Here is a 24,812-nt window from a genome sequence, read left to right as displayed (position 1 = left end):
CTAGGGTATCTTGACCACCAGCCTCCCTCTGTCTGCTCCTGTGCGCTTGTCGAAGCGTGCATGGATCGCCATCGCCCTGCTGCCCATCCTGCTGGCACTGGGAGCGGTGCTCTATGCCCAGATCGAGGGGGATCGCGGTATCCCGCCGATCGCCAGCGGCGGCGATTTCGAGGTCAGCGGCATTGCGGTCGACGCGTCCGGCAAGAACGCACAGGACGCGCGCTCGAACGCCTGGCGCGAGGCGCAGCGCAAGGGCTGGCAGAAATTGTGGTCGCAGATGAACCGGTCTGGCGCCGCACCCAAGCTCAGCGATTCGGCGCTGGATGGCATCGTATCGGCGATCGTTGTCGAGAACGAACAGATCGGCCCGCGCCGCTATATCGGCAAGCTGGGCGTGCTGTTCGATCGCGCGCGCGCCGGCGAGCTGCTGGGAGTCAGCGGCGCGGTGCTGCGCTCGGCGCCGATGCTGGTAGTTCCCATTTATGTTAGCGGCGGCTCTGCGCAGACATTCGAGAACCGCACGCCGTGGCAGGCGGCCTGGGCGCGTTATCGCACCTCCGAGAGCATCGTCGATTACATTCGTCCGCACGGATCGGGCGCGGATTCGCTGCTGGTCAATGCGGCGCAATCGGGTCGGCGCAGCCGCACCTGGTGGCGGCTGATCCTCGATCAGTTCGGCGCGGCCGATGTGGTCGTGCCAGTTGCGCATATCGAGCGGCAATATCCCGGCGGCCCGATCACCGGGCGCTTTGCGGCGCGGTTCGGGCCGGACAGCCGCTTGCTCGGATCCTTCACCCTGCGGGCGCGCGACAGTGACGGCCTGCCGGCGATGCTGGACCAGGCGATCACGCGGCTCGACCGGATCTATGCCGGCGCAGTGCGTTCGGGTGAACTGCGGCCCGATTCGTCGCTGATCATTGAAAAGCCGGTCGAGATCGTCGAGGAACTGCTCGACGAAACCCTGGCGGAGGACGTTCCGGTCGAGTCCGGCGGCCTGACCACCGGTCCGCAGATCATCTCGATCCAGTTCGAAACCCCCGATGTCGGCGCTGTCCAGGCTGGCGAACGGCTGCTGCGCAGCATTCCCGGAGTTCAGTCGGCCAGCACCGCCAGCCTTGCGCTAGGGGGCACGTCGGTGATGCAGGTCAATGCGCTGATCGATATCGACGCGTTGCGTGGCGCGCTGGAAGCGCGTGGATACCGGGTGCAGCAGGGTGCAGGCGTGCTGCGGATTTCGCGGCCCGCGGCGGCCGCGGCCGCGCCGGGCGGCGGGGGATAACGGTCAGATGACACGCCAGTTCGCCTTGCCCTTTGCGGCAGCCGGACCGGAGGCTGACAGCGCGTTTCTGGTCACCGACTGCAACCGCGCGGTGATCGATCGGTTGTTCGACTGGACCCGTTTGCCCTTCGGCGCTGCCGTGCTCATCGGTCCAACCGGGTCGGGCAAGACCACGATCGGCCGTGCATTCGTCACCGGATCGGGCGGCTGCTTTATCGACAATGCCGATGGCGAGAGCGACGAGACGCTGTTCCACGCCTGGAATCGTGCGCAGACCCAAGGCGCGCCGGTGCTGTTCGCCGCAGCATCCCCGCCTGCGCAATGGGGCATAAAGTTGCCCGATCTGCTGTCGCGGCTCGGCGCATCCTTGCTGGTCAAGATACCGCCCCCCGACGAGGAGATGGCAGCGCTGCTGTTGCAGAAGCTGCTGGCGCGGGCGGGGCTTGCGTTTCCCGATGCACTGGCGGCTTATGCGGCTGTCAGGATGGAGCGCTCCTATCCCGCCATTGCCGCGCTCGCGCGCACGATCGACGAGATGGCACTGGCAATGCAGCGTCCGATCGGCCAAAGACTGGTGCGCGAGGCACTGGCGAAATTGGCAGGAACTGATGGCGGCTCAACCGACTGAAACCGAAGCGAAAACACCGCGGCCCGATGATTCGGAGCGGCGCTATTTCAACCGGGAACTGAGCTGGCTGGCGTTCAACGACCGGGTGCTCGAGGAAGCCTGCAATCCGCGCCATCCGCTGCTCGAACGGCTGCGCTTCCTGTCCATTTCGGGCAACAATCTCGACGAGTTCTTCATGGTCCGCGTGGCCGGGCTTGTCGGCCAGGTCGCCCAGCATGTCGAGGAGCGTTCTGCCGATGGCCGGACCCCGGTGCAGCAGCTCGCCGCGATCGAGCGCGCCGTTGACAGGCTGAATGCCGCGCAGCAGCGCGTGTGGAGCGAGCTGCGCGCAGAGCTGGCGGCCAATGGTGTGGTCGAGGCCAATGTCGAGGATCTTGACGAGGCAAACCGTATCTGGCTGCGCGAGCATTTCGTCACGCAGATTTTCCCAGTGCTGACCCCGCAGGCGCTCGATCCTGCTCACCCGTTCCCCTTCATCCCGAACAAGGGTCTCAGCCTGATCTTCGATCTGAAGCGGCGATCGGACGGCAAGACGGTGCGCGAACTGGTGATGCTGCCTGCGACCATGCCGCGGTTCCTGCGGATTGCCGGGGACGAAGGCTGGTATGTCTCGCTGGAAAAGACCGTCGTCGCCTTTGCCGACAAGCTTTTCCCCGGCTATGACGTTCGCGCCTCGGGGCTGTTCCGCATCATTCGCGACAGCGATATCGAGGTGGAGGAAGAGGCCGAGGATCTGGTGCTCTACTTCCGTACTGCGCTCAAGCGGCGCCGGCGCGGCGAGGTGATCCGGCTGGAGACATCGCGACTGATGGATCAGGGGCTCGCGCAGCTGCTCGACGACAATCTGCTGCACGACGGCGGAACCAAGTCGTCCGACGACGGCTTCCTGGGCATCGGCGACCTCGCAGCGCTGGTCGACGAAGATCGACCGGATCTGAAATTCCCGACCTACACGCCGCGTTTTCCTGAACGAATTCGGGAACATAACGGCGATTGCTTCGCCGCTATCCGAAGCAAGGATATCATCGTCCACCACCCATATGAGAGTTTCGAGGTCGTCATCGCGTTCCTGAAGCAGGCTGCGCAGGACCCCGATGTGGTGGCAATCAAGCAGACCCTGTACCGCGCAGGCAAGCAATCGGCAGTGATCAACGCGCTGATCGCGGCGGCCGAGGCGGGCAAGTCGGTCACCGCCGTGGTCGAACTGAAAGCCCGGTTCGACGAGGAGCAGAACCTGCTGTGGGCCAGCGCGCTCGAACGGGCCGGCGTGCAGGTGGTCTATGGCTTTATCGAGTGGAAGACCCACGCCAAGATCTCGATGGTGGTGCGGCGAGAGCCCGATGGCTTCCGCACCTATTGCCACTTCGGCACCGGCAATTATCACCCGGTGACCGCGCGCATCTATACCGATCTCAGCTTCTTTACTGCCGATCCGCGCGCCAGCCGCGATGCCGCGCAGCTGTTCAACTACATCACCGGCTATGTCGAACCCGAGAAGCTCGAACTCTTGTCGATGTCGCCGCGCGACATGCGCGGCGATCTGATCGCGCTGATCGACCGCGAGATGGAAGAGGCGCGCGCGGGGCGCATCGGCGCGATCTGGGCCAAGATGAACTCGCTGGTCGATCCGGCAATGATCGAAAAGCTGTATGCGGCGAGCAACGCGGGGGTGCAGATCGAGCTGGTCATTCGCGGGATCTGCTGTCTGCGTCCGGGGGTTCCCGGCATGTCCGACAACATCCGGGTCAAGTCTGTGGTCGGCCGTTTCCTGGAGCACAGCCGCATCTGGGCCTTTGGCAACGGTGATGCCTTGCCCAACGACAAGGCCAAGGTGTTCATCAGCTCGGCCGACTGGATGCCGCGCAATTTCGACCGGCGGGTGGAGTATATGCTGCCGATCGAGAATCCGACGGTGCATGACCAGGTGCTCGAACAGGTGCTGGTGGCCAATCTGCTCGACAACGAACAGAGCTGGGAACTGGATAGCGATGGCCGCTATTTCCGCATCCGGCCTGTCGACAAGCCCTTCAATCTGCATCGCTATTTCATGACCAACCCGTCGCTTTCGGGCCGCGGCACCGCGCTCAAGAACAGCGATGCGGTGCCCAAGCTGAGCTTCAATCGCCGCGATCCGCGTGCGGATTGATTGCGGGTGACCATGAATTTTTTCATTCGCAAGCAGAACCAGCCGGTTCACCTGTATCGCACCGCGATCGTCGATATCGGGTCCAATTCGGTGCGTTTGGTCGTCTTTTCCGGCCCGCGGCGCAATCCCGCGCTGATCTTCAATGAGAAGGTGATGGCGGGGCTGGGCCGCTCGCTGGCCGAAACCGGAGCGATCGACGAGGCAGCGATGACCCGGGCGATCCAGGCGCTGGAGCGCTTCCGCATCGTCGCGCGCGAAATGGATGTTGACGAGACGGTGTGCGTCGCCACAGCGGCGGTGCGCGATGCCAGCAACGGCGATGAATTCACCCGCCGGGTCGCTGCGCTCGGCCTGGAGATCACGATCCTGTCGGGTGAGGACGAGGCGCGGACCGCCGGCATGGGTGTTCTCTCGGCCATTCCCGACGCCGATGGGATCGTGGGCGATCTCGGGGGCGGCAGCCTCGATCTGGCGCGGATTGCCGATGGGCAGGTGCTCGAAACCGCTACCTTGCCACTCGGCGTGCTGCGGGCTGCCGCCATCCGGCGTGACGATGCGTCGGCGCTTGGCCGCAAGCTCAAGACGATGGTCGAGGCCTATCCCTGGCTCGGCCAGCACCGGGGCAAGCCCTTCTATCTGGTCGGGGGGTCCTGGCGCGCGTTTGCCCGGCTCGACATGCACCTCACCGCCTATCCTTTGCGCGTGCTGCATCAGTATCGGATCGATGTTGCGCGCTCCGACGAGGTCCTTGCGGGGTTCCGCGCGATGGACCGGGACGCGGTGCGCCGGGCGACGGGCCTTGCCCCTTCGCGCATCGAGACATTGCCCGATGCGATCCTGTTGCTGCGGCTGATGCAGAGCTATCTCGATCCCAGCGAGTTCGTGGTGTCGTCCTTTGGCCTGCGCGAGGGCCTGCTCTATGCGCGGATGGACGAAGAGGTTCGCCAGCGCGACCCGTTGCTGGTCGCGACCGAGCGGTTCGGGCAGCTGCAATCGCGCTTTGCCGAGGCATCGCAGCCGCTGTTCGAATGGATTGCGCCGCTGTTCCCCGATGATCCGCCGCACTGGCAGCGCTGGCTGATGGCAGCGTGCCATCTGTCGGATGTGGCGTGGCAGGCCAGCCCCGATTTCCGCGCCGAACGCGGGCTGGAGATCGCGCTGCACGGCAACTGGGTGGGGATCGAGGTGATCGGCCGTTCGATGATCGGCCAGGCGCTGTATACAAATTTCGGCGGTGGTCCGCGGCCATTCCCGCTCGATCAGCACGTTGCACCCGATGCCATGCTGGAGCGCGCGATCGGATGGGGGCTGGCGATGCGGCTGGCGCAGAGGCTGGGGGCCGGCACGCACGATGTCCTGCGCCGAACATCCTTGACGCGCAATGGCGACATGCTCGAACTCCGGCTGAATGCCGCCGACAAGCCGCTCTATGGAGAAGTTGTCGAGCGCCGGCTGCGCCGGTTGGCGCAATATCTGGGGCTGCGCGCACGGGCAATCTGAGCGGGGCTCTGGTAAAATCGGGCAGCAACCTCTATTTAGGGCGCAAATCGACGATCAAAGGATGGCGCCATGTTCAGCGCACTGAGCGAGTACCTGGATTCCATCCGCGCGCGCGACCCCGCGCCGCGCTCCCGGTGGGAAATCCTGCTCTACCCCGGCGTTCTGGCGCTGGGCCTCCATCGGGTGGCCCACTGGCTGTTCAAGGGCGAGCTGTATTTCCTGGCTCGCTTCGTCAATCATGTGTCGCGGTTCCTGACCGCGATCGACATTCATCCCGGTGCGGAAATCGGCCGTTTCTTCTTTGTCGACCATGGCTTTGTCGTCATCGGTGAAACCACGGTGATCGGCGACAATGTCACCATCTACCAGGGCGCGACGCTGGGCGGACGCAATCCCACCGATGGTGTCAGCGGCAAACGCCACCCGACGATCGAGGATGACGTGATCATCAGCCTGGGTGCTGCGATCTTGGGCCCGTTGACGGTGGGCAAGGGTGCGCGCATCGGCGCGAATGCCGTTGTCACGCGCGATGTCGCGCCTGGTTCGGTGATGGTCGGAATCCCGGCGCGCCCCACTCCGGTCGATGCCGCCGAAAAGCAGCGCGGCTTCGTGCAATATGGCACCCCGTGCAGCCAGACCTTCGATCCCTCGACGCAGAAGCTGGAACTGCTGCAGTGCGAGATCCGGCAGATGCAGGAGCGGATTTCCCAGCTGATCGACGAGCGGGACGAGGCACGCCGTGCGGTGCGTCCGGCATCGACCGAGCCTGATCGTGACAGCGGAACCGCTGCCTGACATGGCCTGCGTGCTGCATGATGAGGCTGTCGCTTGAACCCCGGCGGCAATGTCTCGCTCTTTCCGGTTCCCGGGTCGCCCAGCCAGGTCGCGTTTGATCGCGAGGAACTGAACCGCATCCTGGATCTGTATGGACGCGCGGTCGCTGCCGGCGTCTGGCGCGACTATGCGATGGAACTGGGCCGCGATGCTGCGGTCTTTTCATGCTTCCGCCGCGCAACCGAGCGCCCCGAATATCGCATCGAAAAGCGACCCGCGCTGCGCCGCAAACAGGGGCAGTGGGCGCTGGTGGGCGAGGGCGGGGCCATCTTGAAGCGCGGGCACGAGCTTTCGGGCGTTCTGGCTCCGCTGGAACGCAAGCTGGTCAGGGTTGTCGAATAGACCGCTTCAGCTGCGGAATTCGTGGTCGGCATGCGGCTCCAGGCTGGCCTGGTGCAGCAGATGACCCAGCCATGCGGCAATCACGCACATCGCCGCGCTCAACAGCAGCTGATAGATCACCGCAAGCCCGGCGAGGCTCAGACCGATCGCGATCAGCGACCCGATGACCATCGCACCTGAATTCACGATGTTGTTGGCAGCGATCGTGCGGGCAGCCTCGCTCTTGTGCACCGTGGTGGTCAAAAACGCATAGAGCGGCACCACGAACATGCCACCTGCCACCGCGATCCCGAGCAGCGAGAGCAGCAACGGCACCGCCATCGAATGCTGCACGAATTCGCCCACCGTGAACAGCGACCCGCCGGTATCGGGCACCCACTGGCGGCACACGAAGAAGAAGGCGACCACGAACAGCCCCATCACGATCACCGATGCGGGCGAATAGCGTGCCGATACCGTGCCCTTGAGCAGCGCATTGATCGCCACAGAGCCAATCGCCACGCCCACCGAGAACACGACCAGGAACAGACTGGCGACCTCCTTGCTGGCGGTCAGCACGTTCTTGGCCAGCGGCGGAAACTGGATGAACAGCACCGCGCCGATGGTCCAGAAAAAGCTGATCGCGATGATCGCCAGGAACACGCGCTTGACCTTCATCGTCGCCTTGATCAGCGCGATCGAGGCGCGGATGAAGTTATAGTCCAGCTTGGTGCGTTCGGTCATCGGCGGAGCAGGGGGGACCTGCCGACCGGTGAAATACCCGATGATTGCCGTGAGCACGACGGCAATGCCGGCGATCTCCACCGGGATCCAGCCCGCCAGGATGGTGCCCAGCAGAATGGCGATATACGTGCCCGCCTCGACCAGCCCGGTGCCACCAAGCACCTCGTCATCCTGAAGATGCTGCGGCAGGATGGCGTACTTGATCGGGCCGAAGAAGGTCGAATGGATGCCCATCGCGAACAGTGCCAGCATCATCAGCGGTATGGCGATGGTGTGCACCGCCGTTCCGGCCCAGGCCATGTACAGCCCGGTGCCGCCGACCAGCATGATGATGATCTCGCAGAATTTGACGATGCGGATGATCGCCGCCTTGTCGCGCGTGTCCGCCAACTGACCGGCCAGCGCCGAAAGCAGGAAGAACGGCAGGATGAACACCGCGGTTGCGATCGCGCTGAACCAGGTTTCGGCGGTCTCGTCATTATAGACGCTGTAGACGACGAACAGCACCATGGCGTTCTTGTAGAGATTGTCGTTGAACGCGCCGAGCAGCTGGGTCACGAACAGGGGAAGAAAGCGCCTCTTGTTCAAAAGCGCGCCAGCTGAAGCCATGCTGTCAGTTCCTCGGTAGTTGGCCCGCGGCTCCTGTGCCGCCGCGCCCGGCCCGATGGACATGGCGTGACGACGCTCGGGCCGTTGCCGCCGTATCGGGTTCGAAACAGGACCGGTCAAGCCATTTCCATCTGCGCAGAATGTGGCTATGAGGCGGGCAGCCCATGCTGACCGTGCCCAACATCCTCACGCTTTCGCGGATTGTCACCGTGCCGCTGTTGGCCGCCCTGTTGTGGTGGCCGGACTGGGCAACCGGCTATCTGCTGGGCTTTGTCGTCTACTGCCTGATGGGCATCACCGACTATTTCGACGGCTATCTCGCCCGTGCGCAAGGGGCGGTGTCGCGGCTGGGAATCTTTCTCGATCCGATTGCCGACAAGATCATGGTCGCGGCGGTCATCCTGATCCTGTGCGCCAATGACAATATCGATGGGCTGCACATGATCGCCGCCTTGATCATCCTGTTGCGCGAGATCACCGTGTCGGGCCTGCGCGAATTCCTCGCCGGGCTTCAGATATCCGTGCCGGTGTCGCAGCTGGCCAAGTGGAAAACCACGCTGCAGCTGCTGGCGCTGGGCACGCTGATCTTTTCCGGCGGATTTCCCGATCAGCCGTGGATGCACGATCTGGGCCTTGTGGCCTTGTGGAGCGCCGCGTTGTTGACGCTCATTACCGGCTGGGATTATCTGCGGGTTGGCCTCAAGCACATGGATTGAGCGGCCAACGGGCGCCGATCAGCCCCGTTCAGGCTGTGCACCGACCTTCGGCATGGCCGCGTCGCAGAATATCGGCCAGCATGCGGAATTCCTCGGCGCGCGGGCTGTTGCGGCGCCAGATGATCGCTATGTCGCGTGAGGCATGTTCTGCCAGCAACGGGCGCGCGACAACGGCGGTGTTGTTGAGGATGCCGGCATCGATCGCCATCTGCGGGAGCAGCGTTAGTCCCAGCTTGTTGTCGACCATCTGCACCAGCGTATGCAGCGACGTGCCGAACATCATGGCATTGGCGCGCAGTTCGGGCCGGTTGCAGGCCGCCAGCGCATGGTCCTTGAGGCAGTGGCCATCTTCCAACAGCAACAGCCGTGATTCGTCGATCAGCGCAGGCGCGACCTGCTCGGGCGGGTCGCGCGGATCATCCTTGGGAAAGGCGACGTAAAGCGGATCGACAAACAGCAATTCGTTTTCGACATCGCCCGCCGGAAACGGCAGCGCCAGCAGCACGCAATCGACCTGACCATGGTGCAGCGATTCGACAGCGGCGGCGCTGACCTCCTCGCGCAGGAAAAGCTTGAGCTCGGGCTGCTCGCGGCGAAGGCCTGGCAGCAGACGCGGTAACAGGAACGGAGCGATCGTCGGGATCACGCTCATCCGCAGTTCACCCGACAGCGGCTTGCCCGACGAGCGGACCAGGTCGGCCAGCTCTTCCGCTTCGCGCAGGATGCGATGCGCCTTGGCAACGACCTTGTTGCCCAGCGGTGTGAACCGCACCACGCGGCGCGTCCGCTCGACCAGCACCACGCCTAGCAAGGTTTCCAGCTCGCGCAGACCCGCCGACAGCGTCGATTGAGTCACGAAACACGCATCTGCCGCTTTGCCGAAATGGCCATGTTCCTCAAGAGCGACCAGATATTGCAGCTGCTTGAGGGTCGGCAGATAGGATGTCATGGCTGCTCCGCCAGCGCGGCCGCCACCACGATGTCAGGTTCGACGGCCAGCTCGGTGCGGGTCATTTTGATGCGGCCATCAGCGATGGCAAAGGCCATGCGCCCTTCGACCAGCGCCAGGGCATCGCGCCCGAACTGCTCGAATCGCCAGCCTTCCAGGATCGGCAGATTCTTGCGGACACCGGCGGCCAATGCTTCCAGGTCATCGCTGCGTGCCAGCAGGCGCGCGGCGACATCGATTTCGCGCGAGCGGATCTTGAGCAGCAGCTTGAGCAGGTCAGCGACGAGCGCGCCTTCCTTTCCCAAGGCCGGGCCGCGCGGGCTCTTGGGTGGCATCTCGCTAGCACTCAGCGGACGCGCAGCGATCAGCGCATCCATCATCCGCGCGCCGATGTCGTTCTCGCGCCAGGCGGCGGACAGGCCGCGCACCTTGCCGAGGTCCGACTGGGTCGACGGCGGGTGTGCGGCAATATCGGCGAGCGTCTCGTCCTTCATGATGCGGCCCCGCGGCAGGTTCTTGTCCTGTGCCTCGGTTTCGCGCCACCATGCCAGCGCCCGCATGCGGCCCAGAATCTGGGCGCTGCGGCCAGGAGGGCGGATCCGCTGCCACAATGTATCGGGATCGGGCTTGTACTGGCGCGGATCGCCCAGCTTTTCCATCTCGATGTCCAGCCATGCCCCGCGGCCTGTCCGGCGCAGCTTGTCGAGCATCTTGGGGAAGATCTTGGCGAGGTGCGTCACATCACCGATGGCATAGTCGATCTGGCGCGCTTCCAGCGGCCTGCGCGACCAATCGGTGAAGCGCGCACCCTTGTCGACGGTCAGCCCCAGCCAGCTTTCCACGAGATTGGCGTAACCGATCTGTTCAGCCTGCCCCAATGCCATCGCCGCGACCTGCGTATCGAACAGCGGGGACGGGGTCTTGCCGGTGAGGTTGAAGATGATTTCGATATCCTGAGGCCCAGCATGAAAGACCTTCAGGACATCATGGTTCTCGGTCAGCAGGTCGAGCAGCGGGCCCAGATCGATGCCGGGCGCCTTGGGATCGATGGCGGCAGCCTCTTCGAGATTACCGATCTGCACCAGGCACAGTTCCGGCCAATAGGTGTTCTCGCGCATGAACTCCGTGTCGACTGCAACAAAGTCGGACTGGGCCAGCCGAGCGCAAAGGCGCTCAAGGGAATCGGTGTCGGTGATCAGCGGATGGATATGCATGGCCAACCTATACAGCGTGCGCCGAAGGTCGCAAACCATCGCGGACGGAGGCAATGAATCGGTTATGGACAAGAATAACGTGTTAGCATCTTTGAGAATCATTATTCCCACGTTTATGTAACGCCCAGCTAATGCCATTGCCGGGGTGAAGCATGTGGATTTATCAAGCGATCATCGTTGTTCTGTCGTTGTGCCTCATCGGCCAGTGTCTGGCTCAAGGGGGTGATGTGTTTCTGGTACTCGAGAATTCCCGTCCGGTCGGTGGTGGTCGCGAGGTCATGACAATACTCGGATGGGGCTTTGCCACCCGCGCCGGACGCAGTGCCTGCATCAGCGACCCATCGGGGCACGGGATCAACGACATGCGGTTTTCGATGAGCCTCGGCCAGATCCTGCTGTCAGTGGCGACGCTGGGTTTCGTCCGCCGGGTGACGATCGACTATCGCCTTTTCGCGGGCAACAGCCCGGCAGGTGAGAGCTGATGCCCGCGCCTCTGCGCCGGGGGCCCAGCCGTTGGGATAACTACCACGGTACCGAGTCCTGCGACGTCGCGGATCTGATCGAGTTGCTGAACAGCGGTGCGGACAGTGGCCGCACTGTGCTGCAAGAGGTGGCTGGCGACGTGCTGGCGCTGTTGCAGGAGGCGCGCGCGGCAGGGCGTCAGGTGCGTCCGTTGGGGGCTGGCTGGTCGCCATCGCCGATCACGCTCGTCGATGGAGGCTGGCTGGTCGAAACCCGGCGGATCAACCGCTGCTTCCGGCTGGCGCCCGCCGATGTCGCACCCGGCTGCGACCCTTCCAGGCTGATGCTGGTGCAGGCGGGCGCCACCGTCGACGAGGTCAATGACAGCGCCGAGGAGATGGGTTTGAGCCTGCGGACTGGCGGAGCCAGCAACGGCCAGACCTGGGCAGGGGCGTGCGCTACGGGCACCCACGGCAGCGTCCTCGATGCTGGCGGCATTCAGGATCATATCCGCGCGCTGCAGGTGGTGACCCCTTCGGGCGTGTTCTGGGTGGAGCCCCACAAGCCGGTGATGTCGGGGGAGTTTGTCACGGCGACCGGCAGCACGATCTTCCGTGACGATGACGTCTTCGCCGCATGCCAGGTGGCCGTGGGGGCGATGGGTTTCATCACCGCCATGGTGATCGAGTGCGTCCCCATCTATATGGTGCGCAACATTCAGAAGCGCGGACGGATTACCCGCGAGCACATCTCCCGGCTGGCGCATGGAGAATTTCGCGCTGTCTCGAGGGCGCTGGCGCTGGATGAAGAGCCTCATTTCGTGCAGGTGATCCTCAACCCCTTTGCCCCATTCAGCAGGGATGCGCTGCTGCGCTTCCTGTATCTACGCGACCATGATCCCTCGATCCCGCCGCCGCCGCGACCGCTGGTGGGGGCAGGCTATGATGCGTTGACGCTGATCGGCAAGGCGATGGCGGGGCTCGATCTGTTCCGCGCCGACGTTCTGCAACTGGCGATGCGGGCAGGCTATGCGACGCAGCGCGATATCAACGATCCGGAGGCCGTCGCCACCTGGGGCAATACCACGGAACCGCACAACCCGATTGCCAACCTGTTCAACGGGTCGGTGACCATGGCGCGCGCCGATCTCGACCGCGCTTTCGAACCGCTGATCGAGGCGTTTCTGAGCGGCGGAGGCGGCACGGTCGTGACGCTGCGCTTCATGAAGCGGGCCGCGGGGTTGCTGGCACCTGCGCGCTTCGATGACAATGTCGTGATCGATTTCGATGGCCCGCGCAGCGATGTCAGTCATCGCAGCTATCGTGCGGTGGTCACCAGGCTTGATGCCATGGGCATTCGGTTCACCCGCCATTGGGGCAAGACCAATGATCTTGATGCCGCCCGGGTGGCAAGCGACTATGGTGACGACTATCGCCGGTTCCGTCAAGCACAGCGACGATTGCTGCCCGATCCTGGCGATATTGCGGTGTTCCGGTGCGATTCGCTGATCCATCTCGGGCTGATCAATTGATCCGTCGGGCCGGGGAGGCGACGCACAAAGCTTGACAAAAGCACGGCGGCACGGTGTTAGCCGCGCTATCGGCCGCCCTTCCGCCATGCTGGCGGGCGGCCCCCATGTCACGATCAGGATCGATGGTTTCCATGCACGCATATCGCACCCACAGTTGCACCGCGCTTCGCGCTTCCGATGTCGGCCAGCAGGTTCGCCTGTCCGGCTGGATTCACCGCAAGCGCGATCACGGCAATCTGCTGTTTATCGACCTGCGCGACCATTACGGCCTGACCCAGATCGTCACCGATTCCGACAGCCCGGCCTTTGCCGCGCTTGAGCGGCTGCGCGTCGAAAGCGTCGTCACCGTCACCGGAACCGTGGTTGCTCGCTCGCCCGAAACGGTGAACGCCAACCTGCCGACCGGCGAGATCGAGGTGCGCGCCGCAGAGGTTGTGATCCAGTCGGCTGCAGAAGAGCTGCCGATGCCGGTCGCAGGCGAGCAGGAATATCCCGAGGATATCCGCCTGCGCTATCGCTTCCTCGATCTGCGCCGCGAACGTCTGCACCGCAACATCATGCTGCGTTCGCAGGTGATCGCCTCGCTGCGCCGCCGGATGGTGGAGCAGGGCTTCACCGAGTTCCAGACCCCGATCCTGACCGCATCGTCGCCCGAAGGCGCGCGCGATTATCTGGTGCCCAGCCGCGTGCATCCCGGCAAGTTTTATGCGCTGCCGCAGGCGCCGCAGATGTTCAAGCAGCTGCTGATGGTCGCGGGCTTCGATCGCTATTTCCAGATCGCGCCGTGCTTCCGCGACGAAGACGCGCGCGCCGACCGCAGCCCGGGCGAATTCTACCAGCTCGACCTCGAGATGAGCTTCGTGACCCAGGACGACGTCTTCGCGGCATTGGAACCGGTGCTCGGAGGCGTGTTCAAGGAATTCGCCAATGGCAAGGCGGTGACCGAAGGCGCCTTCCCGCGCATTCCCTATCGCGAATCCATGCTGAAATACGGTTCGGACAAGCCCGATCTGCGCAACCCGCTGGTGATCAGCGATGTCACCGATCACTTCAAGGGTTCGGGCTTTGGCCTGTTCGACAAGATCGTTGGCTCGGGCGGCAAGGTGCGCGCTATCCCTGCGCCTGGCGCAGGTGCGATGAGCCGCAAGTTCTTCGACGACATGAACGACTGGGCGCGCGGCGAAGGCCATGCGGGCCTGGGCTATATCAACATCAAGGATGGCGTCCCCGGCGGCCCGATCGCCAAGAATCATGGCGAGGAAGGCACCGCAAAGCTGATCGCCGAACTGGGCCTTGGCCCCAATGACGGTGTGTTCTTCGCCGCAGGCAAGGAACTGCAGGCGGCCAAGCTGGCAGGCGCGGCGCGCACCCGCGTGGGCGAGCAGCTGAACCTGATCGAACAGGGCGTGTTCAAGTTCTGCTGGATCGTCGACTTCCCGATGTTCGAATATGATGAGGACGCCAAGAAGGTCGATTTCAGCCACAACCCGTTCTCGATGCCGCAGGGCGAGATGGAAGCGCTGGAAACGATGGACCCGCTCGACATCCTCGCCTGGCAGTACGACATCGTCTGCAACGGCGTCGAACTGTCGTCGGGCGCGATCCGCAACCATTGCCCGGACATAATGTACAAGGCGTTCGAAATCGCCGGATACACCAAGGAAGATGTCGAGAAGAACTTCTCGGGCATGCTCAATGCCTTCAAGTTCGGCGCACCGCCGCATGGTGGTTCGGCTCCGGGCGTCGACCGCATGGTGATGCTGCTGGCGGACGAACCCAACATCCGCGAGGTCGTGCTGTTCCCGATGAACCAGAAGGCCGAAGACCTGATGATGGGCGCGCCGTCGCCGGTGAACCTCAAGCAGTTGCGCGAGTTGAACATTCGCGTGGTCGAGCCTCAAAAGGGCTGACCTGAGGCCAACCCTTGGCCGAACTGTGAAACTGTGATACTGCGGTGGTTATGAAAAACGTGACCATCGCTCTGGATGACGAAACGCACCGGCTCGCCCGCATCCGCGCGGCCGAGCTGGGAACTTCGCTGTCAGCCATGGTCAAGGCGTATCTGCAGGGCATCGCTGATGGCGATGGCGCTGTGGGTGCGCTCGATCCAGGAGTGCGTGACATGCAGGTGCCGTTTCAGTCTGAGCCAGCACCTGCGTTCGTCCCGCTGAAAAAGCCCCGCCAGCCCGGTGCGCTGCGGGGGCAGATCAACATGGCGGATGACTTTAACCAGACACCGCAGTGGTTGATCGATGCCATGGAAGGCAAGGACAGCGACAAGCCCTGGCCCTCGTCCTGACTTGGGCGTCTGCCGATGAGGTTGATGATCGACACCCATGTCTTGCTGTGGTGGCTCCAGGATGATCCGAAGCTGGGCTCGGTTGCGCGCGGGTTGATCGCCGATGCCTGCAACGACATTCTCGTCAGCATTGCCAGTCCTTGGGAAATCGCGGTCAAGCACCGCATCGGCAAGATGCGGGAGGGCGGCGCTGCTGTCATGCACGCGATTGAGGAGCAGGAGTTACGCCTTGTCGCGCTCGCTCCGGCCCATTTGCGTGTTCTGGAGGCGATGCCGCTCATCCACCGCGATCCCTTCGACCACCTCATCATTGCGCAGGCTCATGTAGAACGATGCGTGGTCATAACCGATGATGCCCAGTTCCCGGCCTATGGGATAACCTGCGTTCCGGCCTGAGCCACGCGTGCACCAGTGATGCCGAACACAGCATTGCCGCATGACTTGGGCAAGGATTGTGTTACATTTCAAAGGATTCTTGCGGGGAAGCTCGCGCAGGGACTCTGGGGCGGTTACCATGACGGGGATTTTCGATTTCATCGTGCGGCGCAAGGGAATCGCGCGCCTGGGGGCAGGGATCGCGCTTGCCATGAGCGCGGCGCCAGCGATGGCGGAGACTCTGACGGTCGACGGCCTCTATCCGGCGCGGCACCGCGAAGCGGCGCAGGTCGGATCGGTGGTGGTCGAACGGTTCGGTGGGCGCGATGGCCGCGAACTGTCGTTCGCTCTGGAAGGTGCGCTGGCGCAGGTTTCGGTGCTCGGCCAGCCTTATTTTCGCGTCGTCGTCGAACGGTCCAATGCGCCGGCCGATGCGGTCTTGTCGGGTATCGCCAATGCACAGGTGCAGAACCAGCCGGTCGAGGAAAACCGCAAGGAATGCGTCGAGCGTGACGGCAACGGCAAGTGCCTGCGCGAACAGGACATCAAGATCCGCTGCCAGCGCCGCATCGTCTCGCTCAACCCCTCGCTGCGGATGGCGCGCATCGATACGGGCGGCATCGTCTATCAGCGACAGCTGTACCAGAGCGACCAGGTCGTGATCTGCCCGGACCGCCAGGCCAATCGCAGTGTGCCCGATACGGTTTCGATGCTTGTCGAGAAGATCGCGGACGAAGTCCGCAGCGACATCGCACCTGTCTATCGTTCCGAGGGCATCCGCGTGCTGGAGGTGCGCAAGGGACTCGACAAGGCCCAGTCCGATCGGTTCCGCGACGCGTTGAAGGCAACCGCGCGCAACCCCGAAGGCGCATGCGCCATCTGGCAGGCGCTCGATGGTGAGGTGCCGGGGCAAAGCTCGGTCGTCTTCAACCTGGCGCTGTGTGCCGAACAGCGCGGCGAGCTTGACGATGCCCTGGTTCGCTATCGCCAGGCGCAGACGCTGCTGCCGCGCGAGCGCGCCATCAACGCGGCGTTCGACCGGATCGCCGCGCGCCGGGTCGCAGAAGCCAATTATGCCGAGCGCGAAGCGCGGCTGGGGGGAGACGGATCATGAGCATCAAGCTGGACCAGTATGAAAAGGGAGCCGGCTTCGACGGCGATTATGCCGAGACGCTGAAGGCGCTGCAGGAACGCCTTTCGCATGCGCATGCCCGGCATATCGTACATGGCAAGCGCGCGATCATCGTGATGGAAGGCTGGGACGCTGCTGGCAAGGGCGGGATCATCAAGCGCATGACCTCTGAATGGGACCCGCGCTATTTTCAGGTCTACCCGATCGGCGCGCCCACTGCGGTCGAAAAGGACCGGCATTTCCTCTGGCGCTTCTGGCAGAAGCTGCCCGGCAGCCGTGAGATCGCCGTGTTCGACCGCTCATGGTACGGCCGTGTGCTGGTCGAGCGGGTCGAGGCGTTGTGCGCCGAGCGCGACTGGAAGCGCGGCTATGACGAGATCAACGAATTCGAGGCGCAGCAGGCCGATGGCGGCACCGCGGTGATCAAGGTCTTTCTGCACGTCACCCAGGCGACGCAGGACAAGCGCCTTGCCGACCGGCTCTCCGTCCCGGAAAAGCGCTGGAAGGTGACCGAGGAGGATTTCCGCAACCGCGCGAAGCGCAGCGACTATCTGGATGCGATCCACGACATGTTCCAGCAGACCGATACGCGCTGGGCGCCCTGGGCGGTGTTCGATGGCAACAGCAAGAAAGCCGCACGGATCGCGGTGCTGACGCATATTGCAGAAAAGCTGGAGGCGAGCGTCCCGCGCAACCTGCCCGATGCAGACCCGGCGCTGGTGGCGATGGCGCGCGAGGCATTTGGCTACAAAGGCTGACTGCCCTACGCTTCATAGCCAAGGTCTTCACGTTCAGAAAAGCTCGCCCTGAAGGCCATTGGCGGGTGGCCGGAACCCAGCTGTTTCGAGCCGCCAGCGGTGCTGGTTCAACCCCGCCCGTTTTACCGCGAGCCGAAACCGCGTGCGGATAAGGTCGGCCCAGGGGCCTTTGCCGCGCATGCGCGTGCCGAAATCGGGGTCATTGTCGCGCCCGTCGCGCATCTGCTGGATAATGGCCATCACCTTGCCAGCGCGATCGGGGTAATGGGCGTCCAGCCAGGCGCGGAACAGCGGCGCGACCTCATGCGGGAGACGCACCGGAATGTATGACGCCGACAGGGCGCCGGCCTGCGCCCCAGCGGCAACCAGTGTTTCGATCTCGTGATCGGTAATCGCAGGAATGACGGGTGACACGTTGAAGTGCGCAGGGATGCCGGCGTCCGAGAGCGCCTTGATCGCCGCCAGTCGCTTGCGCGGCGCGGCGGCGCGTGGTTCCAGCGTGCGCGCGGTCCTGCCGTCCAGCGTGGTCACGGACAATGCAATGGCGACCAGGTCATGCCGCGCCATCTGGGCGAGGATATCGAGATCGGCCAGCACGCGGTCGGACTTGGTGGTGATCGACACCGGATTGCGTGCCTCCAGGCAGACCTCGAGGATGGACCGGGTGATACGGTACTCCGCCTCGATCGGCTGATAGGGATCGGTATTGGTGCCCAGCGCGATGACCTTGGGAACATAGCCCGGCTTGCGCAGCGTCTCACGCAGCAACAATGCGGCATCGGGCTTGGCAAACAAGCGGCTCTCGAAATCCAGCCCCGGCGACAGGTCCAGCCAGGCGTGGGTGGGCCGAGCATAGCAATAGATGCAGCCATGTTCGCAGCCGCGATAGGCGTTGATTGATTGGTCGAACGGAAGATCGGGCGAGGTGTTGCGCGAGATGATCGAGCGGGGGTGCTCGATCGTCACGGTGGTCCGCAAGGGCGGCGGGCCATCGTCGATCGCTCCGATCGCATCGAGCCAGTCGCCATCCGCATCGCGCTGTGGCAGGTTGAACCGCGACGATTGCGCGTTGCCGGGGGCACCACGGCCCTTGGGGGAGGAACGAGCCACCATGGAACCAGGATAGAACATAAACAGAACATGCGCAAGGCGGCCGACGCGATCCTGTATCGGTTGCACGAATGCCGCTGCGCGCCTTGCCAAGCGTGGCCGCAGATGCTCAGAGGACGGGATGCTGACGATCCCCCTTCCAGTCGCATTGCTGGTGATTGGCGTACTGCTGCTCACCACGGTGATCGCGGGCACGCTGACCAGCCGCTTCGGCCTGCCGGCGCTGATCGGTTTTCTGGGGCTCGGCATGCTGGCCGGGGTCGATGGGCCGGGCGGGATATCCTTCGATGATTACGAACTGACTCAGGGGGTGGGGGTCGCCTGCCTGATCTTCATCCTGTTCTCAGGCGGCATGGATACCAGCTGGCAGGCCGTCAGACGGATGGTTCGGCCTGCCTTGGTGCTGGCGACATTCGGGGTGCTGATCAGCGCCATGATCACCGGACTGGCCGCGGTGGCCCTGCTTGATTTCACTGTGTTCCAGGGCTTTCTGCTGGGATCGGTCGTGGCATCCACCGATGCGGCCGCGGTGTTCGCCATCCTTCGCTCGACCGGCCTCGATCTGGAAGGCGATGTGCCGGCGCTGATCGAACTCGAATCGGGCACCAATGACCCCATGGCGATCTTCATGGTAGGCGCCGCGTTGCTGTTCATCGCGCAGCCCGGGGCCTCCCCGGTCAGCCTGCTGCCGGATTTTGCAGGGCAGATGGCGATGGGGGTGGTGATGGGGCTCGCCATCGGGTGGTTGCTGCCCGAGATGCTCAAGCGCAGGCCCTATCGTGCCAGCGGTCTGGTGTTCGTGATCTCGATCGCGGCTGGGCTGATCGCTTATGGATTGGCCGAAGTGATCGGCGGAAACGGCTTTCTGGCGGCCTATGTTGCCGGGCTGGTCGCGGGCAACCGTAGCTATGACGCGCGGCAGATCATCTCGACCTTTCAGGACGGCATGGCCTGGCTGGGGCAGGTGGTCATGTTCCTGACCCTGGGTCTGCTGGTTGCCCCGACCAACCTGGCCGATGTGGTCATGCCGGGGCTGGGCATCACCTTCGTGCTGATGCTAGTCGCGCGGCCGCTCAGTGTCTTCATCTGCCTCGCCCCGTTTCGTTCGCTCGATTGGCGCGCCAAGCTGTTCGTGTCCTGGGCAGGACTGCGCGGTGCGGTTCCGATCGTGCTGGCGACTTTTCCGATGGTCGCAGGCGTGCCTGGGGCCTTCACCATCTTCAACGTCGTGTTCTTTGTCGTGCTGCTGTCGAGCGTCATTCAGGGCCCCAGCATCAAATATGTTGCCAGGCGGCTGGGCATCGAGGCGGCGCAGAGGCCCGTATCAGGTGACAGCAACGTGCCGTCGTGAGCGGCCCGTGCCGTTCAGATTTCGCGCAAACGCGGCATCAGCTCGATGAAATTGCAGGGCCGGTTGCGGCTGTCGAGCTGCTCGTTGAGAATGCCGTTCCAGCCATCCTTCACTGCGCCGTTCGATCCGGGCAGCGCAAAGATATAGGTTCCACGGGAGAGCACCGCGCAGGCGCGTGATTGCACGGTGCTGGTGCCGATGGTCTGATAGCTCAGCCAGCGGAACAGCTCGCCAAAGCCGGGGATATCCTTTTCCTTCACCCGGTCGAGCGCCTCGGGGGTGATATCGCGCCCGGTAAGGCCCGTGCCGCCGGTGGAGATGATCGCGTCGATTTCCGGGTCGTCGATCCAGTTGTTCAGCCGCACGACCAGCCGCTCGACATCATCGCGCTCGATCGCGCGGGTGATCAGGCGGTGGCCCTTTCCGGTGATCAGCCCGGCCAGGATATCGCCCGACGTATCATCAGCAGCGGTTCGCGTGTCGGATATGGTCAGCAGCGCGATGTTGATGGGCTTGAAGACCCGGGTTTCGTCAATCGCCATCGCTCAGTTGTTCTGCACAGTACCGAGCCGCACCAGCTCTATGCCGCCGGCATGCGGGAAGCGGGGCCACATGCCTTGCGCCAGCCCGGTCGCGCTCTTGGAAGCAACGCCGGCCTGCTTCTCGTACATCCAGTAATTGCGCAGGATGATGCCGACATAGGCGCGGGTTTCCCAATAGGGGATCGATTCGATGAACAGCAAGGGATCGCCATTGTCGCGCACCTTCTCGTTCCAGCGGCTCACCGGCAGCGGACCGGCATTATAGGCGGCGATGATCTTGGGCAGCAGACCCTGGGTTTCGGGGCGGGTGTTCAGGAATTCGAGATAGCGCTGGCCATATTCCAGGTTGATCGTCGGCTGATAGAGATCGCCGGCATCGAGCGACTGGCCGCGCGCGCGCGCCATGTCCTGTGCGGTGCCGGGGCGCACCTGCATCAGCCCGCGGGCATCGGCGGGGCTGCGCGCATCGCTGCGGAAATTCGATTCCTGCAGCGTATGGGCATAGACGAGCGCCGGATCGACCCGCCAGCCTTCTGCCGGAACCCAGCGCGGCGAGGGGAAGCGCGCAAAGCTGTCCGGACGGCTGCCCTGGGGTCCGTTATGTGCCAGCCACATCTGCGTCTGCGGCATCGATAGATCACGCGCCAGCCGCAGCAGCGCATCATGGCACTGGTCGCCGGCAATCTGCGCCTCGTGGCGCAGCACCTGGTCGGCCAGCGACGATTCGCCGATCTGCCCCAGCGCGATGGCGCGGCGCACGTTGGGCCGCTCCTTCAGCTGCTTCCAGTCGATGTCGCTGAAATCGACCGCGCGGGTCGCCGTATTGGCCAGCCCCAGCTGCTCTGCGGCAAGCACGCCGTAGAGCGTTTCGCCATATTGGCTGGCAGCGCGCAGATTGGCCTGGACCAGATCGGGACGACGGCAGCGGGTCGCCGCGCGCGAGGCCCAGTAATAGCCGGCTGCCCGCTGTTCCTCGTTCCAGGCGTTGGCGGCAGCACCTTCAAAACCCTGGAGCGCAGACGCGCAATCGCCCAGCCGCCATGCGGCAAGGCCGGCGGTCCAGTGCGCTTCACCCAGCCACTCGCCCGAACCCAGGGTCGCGGCACGCGCCATCTGCAGCGCTTCGGAGTCGCGATTTTCCAGATAATAGGACCATGCGACGCGCTGCTGCAGTTCGGCCCGGGCATGCGGGCTGAGCAGGTCGACCTGTTCGGCGAGGACGGCGGCCGCGCCTGCCGGGTCATCGGCGACGATCCGTTCCTGAATCTGCGCAGCAAGCGACGGCGGAATGGTGCCATCGGCCACGCTGCGCGGCTTGCCCCGACGGGTCAGCCCGGCGAAGCTGGCCATGCGCACCGCTTGCGGGCGATCGGGAAGGATGGTCGCGCCGCGCTTGGTGGCCAGGGTGGCGAGACGTTCGGCATGCGGCAGTTCGGGGGCGGCGTTCAGCAGGCTGAGCAGCGGACCCATTTCGACCCGCGGAGAGCTGGCCGCGAGGTACAATTCGGCGCGCGCGATGTCGTGCAGCAGCCCCTTCTCGCGGCTGTCGAGCAGTTCGCTGGCCCTGGCCCAGTTCTGGCTGCGGATCGCGGTGAAGACGTCGGTGTAATATTGGCGCTCGGCCGATGACAGCTGCTCGGGCACCTGGGTCTTGGCGATGCGCGTCGAGAAATAGCTGTACGACGAGGTCTCGGCAGATGCCGGCTGGGATGCCATCAGGGCCGCACCCCCGGCGATGATCAGCGCTTTCTTCAGCAAGGTCTCACTCCACGAGCAACAGCTGCCAATTCTGCCACGCCATCGCTTTCTCCTGCGCGATGCGATGAAGCATCAGGCTGAACTTGCGTGTGACGACAGTTTTGACAGTTCGGCCACCATGGTTAAGAAAATGTAAAGCGGGTGGGATTTGCGATGGATCGTGGCCTAGCAGCGTTCTGGCGGTATCTTCGCCCGCCACCACCAGCATCTGCGGGCCCACCAGCGCGATATGATGGAGCGCGATGCGCTTCCAGGCCGCGACATGGGGCACTGCCGCCTGGGTATCAAGCACGATGCGCGGGAAATAGGCTGCACGGTATATATCATCGCCGGAAAACCCGCAGGCGCGCGCGATATTGTCCAGCAACAGACCAGACCGGCCGCTGAGCACGGTGTCGCCATCGTCGCGCATCGGGCAATCGGCGAGCACCATCACCTTGGCGCCGGCCACCCCGAGCGGAGCGACATGACGGCCATCGCCGCCGTCCGGACCCAGGGCTCCGGATCGCCATGCCATCTGAAAGGCATCGAGATCGGTCGGCAGCGCGATATCGGCTCGCGGCGCTGCCGGTGCGGGGGCAGGCGCCCGCGGAGCAGCCGGCCGCGCGGCGGGCGCGCTGTCGGCGGCACGCGCGGTCGGGTGAGCGGCTGCGGGTGCCGGGTCGTCCGCCAGCCAGTCGTTGACCGCGTCCGCATAGTCCCATTCGACCCCGGCGAGCTGCCACCAGTCGACCAGGCTTTGTGCCTCGCGCAAGGGATCGGAAGTTTGGCTTAGCACGTTGATACCCCAAAGCGGGTTGACTTGGGCGCTGCGGCGCTATTGGAGTGAACGGGAAGGTCCATGCAACACGCCTTATGGCACAGGGCCGGTCCTGAGCAACGGGGAACACATGATGAGTGAACGCGAATCCATGCCATTTGACGTCGTGATTGTCGGCGCGGGCCCTGCTGGCCTTGCTGCGGCGATCCGGCTCAAACAGCTGGCGGCGGAAAACAACGCGGAAATCGAAGTCTGCGTGATCGAAAAAGGCTCGGAAGTCGGCGCGCACATTCTCTCGGGAGCTGTCGTTGATCCGATTGCGCTCGATGAGCTGATTCCCGACTGGCGCGAGCAAGGCTGCCCGATGGCGGAAACCCCGGTGACCGAAAACCACCACTGGGTGCTGAGCAAATCGTCGAAGTTTGCGATCCCGCACATCACGACGCCGTCGTTCATGCACAACAAGGGCACCTATACCGGCAGCCTGGGCAATCTGTGCCGCTGGCTCGCCGAAAAGGCCGAAGAGCTTGAAGTCCAGATCTTCCCGGGCTTTGCCGCCGCCGAAATCCTGTACAACGATGACGGGTCGGTCAAGGGCGTCGCCACCGGCGACATGGGCATCGGCAAGGATGGCGAGCACAAGCCGGACTATACGCCGGGGCTCGAGCTGCATGCCCGCTATACCTTCTTTGCCGAAGGTGCGCGCGGCCATCTCACCAAGATCCTCAAGCGGCAGTTCGATCTGGAAGCCAATTGCGAGCCGCAGACCTATGGCATCGGCCTTAAGGAACTTTGGGACATCGACCCTGCAAAGCATTCGCCGGGCCGTGTGATTCACACCCAGGGCTGGCCACTCGATGATGCCTGGGGCGGTGGTTTCCTCTATCATCAGGCCAACGGACAGGTGGCACTGGGCTTCGTGGTGGCGCTGTCCTACCAGAACCCGCATCTGTCGCCGTTCCAGGAATTCCAGCGCTGGAAGACGCATCCTGAAATCCGCAAGATCCTCGAGGGCGGCAAACGCGTGTCCTATGGCGCGCGTGCGATCAACGAAGGCGGCTGGCAATCGGTGCCCAAGCTCGCCTTTCCGGGCGGTGCGCTGATCGGATGCAGCGCGGGCTTCGTCAACGTGCCCCGCATCAAGGGCAGCCATACCGCGATGAAATCGGGCATGCTGGCTGCAGAAGCTGCATTCCGCGCGATCCAGGCGGACCGGACGTCCGACGAGTTGTCGGATTATCAGGAAACGCTCAACAACAGCTGGATCGCGACCGAGCTCAAGAAGGTGCAGAATGTCGAGCCTTGCGTCGACAAGTTCGGCAGCACGATGGGCACGGTACTCGCCGGGATCGACATGTGGATGCGCCAATTGGGCATCGGTCTGCCGATCACGATGAAGCATGACCCCGATTACAAGCACATGGGCCGTGCGGACCTGTACAAGCCGATCGAGTATCCCAAGCCCGATGGCGTGATCACTTTTGATCGCCTGTCTTCGGTGTTCCTGTCGAACACCAATCACGAGGAAGACCAGCCGGTTCATCTCCAGCTCAAGGACCCCAGCATCCCGGTGCAGGTCAACCTGCCGCTGTATGACGAACCGGCTCAGCGCTACTGCCCGGCGGGCGTCTACGAGATCGTCGGTCAGGAAGAGGGCAATCCACGCTTCCAGATCAACGCGCAGAACTGCGTCCATTGCAAGACCTGCGACATCAAGGAAATGAGCCAGAACATCAACTGGGTGGTGCCTGAAGGCGGCGGCGGCCCGAACTATCCGAACATGTGACGGGTCCA

The 24,812-nt window shown here is 63.9% G+C and carries 23 protein-coding genes; 16 read left to right on the top strand and 7 right to left on the bottom strand.

Features of this window, described 5'->3' with window-relative positions; translation table 11 throughout:
• Nucleotides 1-40: 40 nt before the first annotated feature.
• From LI72_RS05230 to LI72_RS05205, 6 genes are all read left to right on the top strand, one after another.
• On the top strand, nucleotides 41-1,279 hold the full coding sequence (locus LI72_RS05230) for a heavy-metal-associated domain-containing protein (RefSeq protein WP_331378142.1): 1,239 nt from the start codon (nucleotides 41-43) through the stop codon (nucleotides 1,277-1,279).
• 7 nt (nucleotides 1,280-1,286) lie between these two features.
• Entirely contained in the window at nucleotides 1,287-1,907 is a 621-nt protein-coding gene (locus tag LI72_RS05225; protein ID WP_033925319.1) for a DnaA ATPase domain-containing protein, read from the top strand.
• Nucleotides 1,888-4,053, top strand: a complete 2,166-nt coding sequence (locus tag LI72_RS05220; RefSeq protein WP_033924764.1) for an RNA degradosome polyphosphate kinase — start codon at nucleotides 1,888-1,890, stop codon at nucleotides 4,051-4,053. Before LI72_RS05225 ends, LI72_RS05220 begins: the two co-directional genes overlap by 20 nt.
• Before the next feature lie 12 nt (nucleotides 4,054-4,065).
• On the top strand, nucleotides 4,066-5,553 hold the full coding sequence (locus LI72_RS05215) for a Ppx/GppA family phosphatase (protein WP_033924763.1): 1,488 nt from the start codon (nucleotides 4,066-4,068) through the stop codon (nucleotides 5,551-5,553).
• Between the two features lie 69 nt (nucleotides 5,554-5,622).
• A complete protein-coding gene (gene epsC, locus LI72_RS05210; protein ID WP_033924762.1) occupies nucleotides 5,623-6,348 on the top strand; it encodes a serine O-acetyltransferase EpsC in 726 nt (241 codons plus the stop codon).
• A 33-nt stretch (nucleotides 6,349-6,381) separates the two neighbouring features.
• Nucleotides 6,382-6,729, top strand: a complete 348-nt coding sequence (locus LI72_RS05205) for a DUF2794 domain-containing protein (protein ID WP_033924761.1) — start codon at nucleotides 6,382-6,384, stop codon at nucleotides 6,727-6,729.
• Between the two features lie 6 nt (nucleotides 6,730-6,735).
• On the opposite strand, the gene LI72_RS05200 is transcribed toward LI72_RS05205, so the two are convergent.
• Complete coding sequence (locus LI72_RS05200; protein WP_052129518.1) at nucleotides 6,736-8,061, bottom strand: MFS transporter; 1,326 nt, start codon at nucleotides 8,059-8,061, stop codon at nucleotides 6,736-6,738.
• A gap of 164 nt (nucleotides 8,062-8,225) precedes the next feature.
• Between LI72_RS05200 and pgsA the strand changes: the two genes are divergently transcribed.
• On the top strand, nucleotides 8,226-8,777 hold the full coding sequence (gene pgsA, locus LI72_RS05195) for a CDP-diacylglycerol--glycerol-3-phosphate 3-phosphatidyltransferase (RefSeq protein ID WP_033924760.1): 552 nt from the start codon (nucleotides 8,226-8,228) through the stop codon (nucleotides 8,775-8,777).
• Between the two features lie 28 nt (nucleotides 8,778-8,805).
• Here the strand turns inward: pgsA and LI72_RS05190 are convergent, their stop codons facing one another.
• Together LI72_RS05190 and rnd are read right to left on the bottom strand one after the other, a co-directional pair.
• Entirely contained in the window at nucleotides 8,806-9,726 is a 921-nt protein-coding gene (locus tag LI72_RS05190; protein WP_033924759.1) for a hydrogen peroxide-inducible genes activator, read from the bottom strand.
• Nucleotides 9,723-10,940 carry a ribonuclease D gene (gene rnd, locus LI72_RS05185; RefSeq protein ID WP_033924758.1) on the bottom strand — a complete coding sequence of 406 codons (1,218 nt, stop codon included), beginning with the start codon at nucleotides 10,938-10,940 and terminating at the stop codon, nucleotides 9,723-9,725. Before rnd ends, LI72_RS05190 begins: the two co-directional genes overlap by 4 nt.
• Before the next feature lie 152 nt (nucleotides 10,941-11,092).
• On the opposite strand from rnd, the gene LI72_RS05180 reads away from it, so the two are divergent.
• The 7 genes from LI72_RS05180 (at nucleotide 11,093) to LI72_RS05150 (ending at nucleotide 17,497) form a co-directional block, all read left to right on the top strand.
• Entirely contained in the window at nucleotides 11,093-11,422 is a 330-nt protein-coding gene (locus LI72_RS05180; RefSeq protein ID WP_033924757.1) for a hypothetical protein, read from the top strand.
• Nucleotides 11,422-12,933 (top strand): FAD-binding protein, encoded by a 1,512-nt coding sequence (locus LI72_RS05175; RefSeq protein ID WP_033924756.1) that lies wholly within the window; start codon nucleotides 11,422-11,424, stop codon nucleotides 12,931-12,933. Before LI72_RS05180 ends, LI72_RS05175 begins: the two co-directional genes overlap by 1 nt.
• 131 nt (nucleotides 12,934-13,064) lie before the next feature.
• Nucleotides 13,065-14,843, top strand: coding sequence for an aspartate--tRNA ligase (gene aspS / locus LI72_RS05170; RefSeq protein WP_033925317.1), 1,779 nt, complete (start codon nucleotides 13,065-13,067; stop codon nucleotides 14,841-14,843).
• Nucleotides 14,844-14,893: 50 nt separating this feature from the next.
• The gene (locus tag LI72_RS05165; protein ID WP_033924755.1) at nucleotides 14,894-15,232 is read left to right on the top strand and encodes a hypothetical protein; all 339 of its coding nucleotides are present in this window, start codon (nucleotides 14,894-14,896) and stop codon (nucleotides 15,230-15,232) included.
• Nucleotides 15,233-15,256: 24 nt separating this feature from the next.
• Nucleotides 15,257-15,628 (top strand): type II toxin-antitoxin system VapC family toxin, encoded by a 372-nt coding sequence (locus LI72_RS05160; RefSeq protein ID WP_197051823.1) that lies wholly within the window; start codon nucleotides 15,257-15,259, stop codon nucleotides 15,626-15,628.
• A 118-nt stretch (nucleotides 15,629-15,746) separates the two neighbouring features.
• Nucleotides 15,747-16,721, top strand: coding sequence for a hypothetical protein (locus tag LI72_RS05155; protein WP_033924753.1), 975 nt, complete (start codon nucleotides 15,747-15,749; stop codon nucleotides 16,719-16,721).
• Entirely contained in the window at nucleotides 16,718-17,497 is a 780-nt protein-coding gene (locus tag LI72_RS05150; RefSeq protein WP_033924752.1) for a polyphosphate kinase 2 family protein, read from the top strand. The genes LI72_RS05155 and LI72_RS05150 overlap by 4 nt, the downstream gene beginning before the upstream one ends.
• Before the next feature lie 33 nt (nucleotides 17,498-17,530).
• Here LI72_RS05150 and LI72_RS05145 read toward each other — a convergent pair whose 3' ends face one another.
• Nucleotides 17,531-18,610 carry a PA0069 family radical SAM protein gene (locus tag LI72_RS05145; protein WP_033925316.1) on the bottom strand — a complete coding sequence of 360 codons (1,080 nt, stop codon included), beginning with the start codon at nucleotides 18,608-18,610 and terminating at the stop codon, nucleotides 17,531-17,533.
• Nucleotides 18,611-18,728: 118 nt separating this feature from the next.
• On the opposite strand from LI72_RS05145, the gene LI72_RS05140 reads away from it, so the two are divergent.
• Nucleotides 18,729-19,958, top strand: a complete 1,230-nt coding sequence (locus tag LI72_RS05140) for a potassium/proton antiporter (RefSeq protein WP_033924751.1) — start codon at nucleotides 18,729-18,731, stop codon at nucleotides 19,956-19,958.
• Nucleotides 19,959-19,972: 14 nt separating this feature from the next.
• On the opposite strand, the gene moaB is transcribed toward LI72_RS05140, so the two are convergent.
• The 3 genes from moaB to LI72_RS05125 are packed head-to-tail and all read right to left on the bottom strand — an operon-like array spanning nucleotide 19,973 to nucleotide 23,036.
• Nucleotides 19,973-20,500 (bottom strand): molybdenum cofactor biosynthesis protein B, encoded by a 528-nt coding sequence (gene moaB, locus LI72_RS05135; RefSeq protein ID WP_033924750.1) that lies wholly within the window; start codon nucleotides 20,498-20,500, stop codon nucleotides 19,973-19,975.
• A 3-nt stretch (nucleotides 20,501-20,503) separates the two neighbouring features.
• Nucleotides 20,504-22,216, bottom strand: a complete 1,713-nt coding sequence (locus tag LI72_RS05130) for a lytic transglycosylase domain-containing protein (RefSeq protein WP_443018114.1) — start codon at nucleotides 22,214-22,216, stop codon at nucleotides 20,504-20,506.
• 46 nt (nucleotides 22,217-22,262) lie between these two features.
• A complete protein-coding gene (locus LI72_RS05125; RefSeq protein WP_156139485.1) occupies nucleotides 22,263-23,036 on the bottom strand; it encodes a hypothetical protein in 774 nt (257 codons plus the stop codon).
• A gap of 115 nt (nucleotides 23,037-23,151) precedes the next feature.
• Here LI72_RS05125 and LI72_RS05120 point away from each other — a divergent pair, with 115 nt between their 5' ends.
• Nucleotides 23,152-24,804: an electron transfer flavoprotein-ubiquinone oxidoreductase gene (locus tag LI72_RS05120; RefSeq protein WP_033924747.1), complete on the top strand. Its 1,653-nt coding sequence runs from the start codon at nucleotides 23,152-23,154 to the stop codon at nucleotides 24,802-24,804.
• Nucleotides 24,805-24,812: the final 8 nt, after the last annotated feature.

The organism is Sphingomonas sp. 35-24ZXX (assembly GCF_000786215.1).
In the GTDB taxonomy this organism is placed as follows: Bacteria; Pseudomonadota; Alphaproteobacteria; order Sphingomonadales; family Sphingomonadaceae; genus Blastomonas.
The sequence above is the reverse complement of the archived record's forward strand: the minus strand, read 5'-3'. Positions and strand labels throughout refer to the sequence as shown.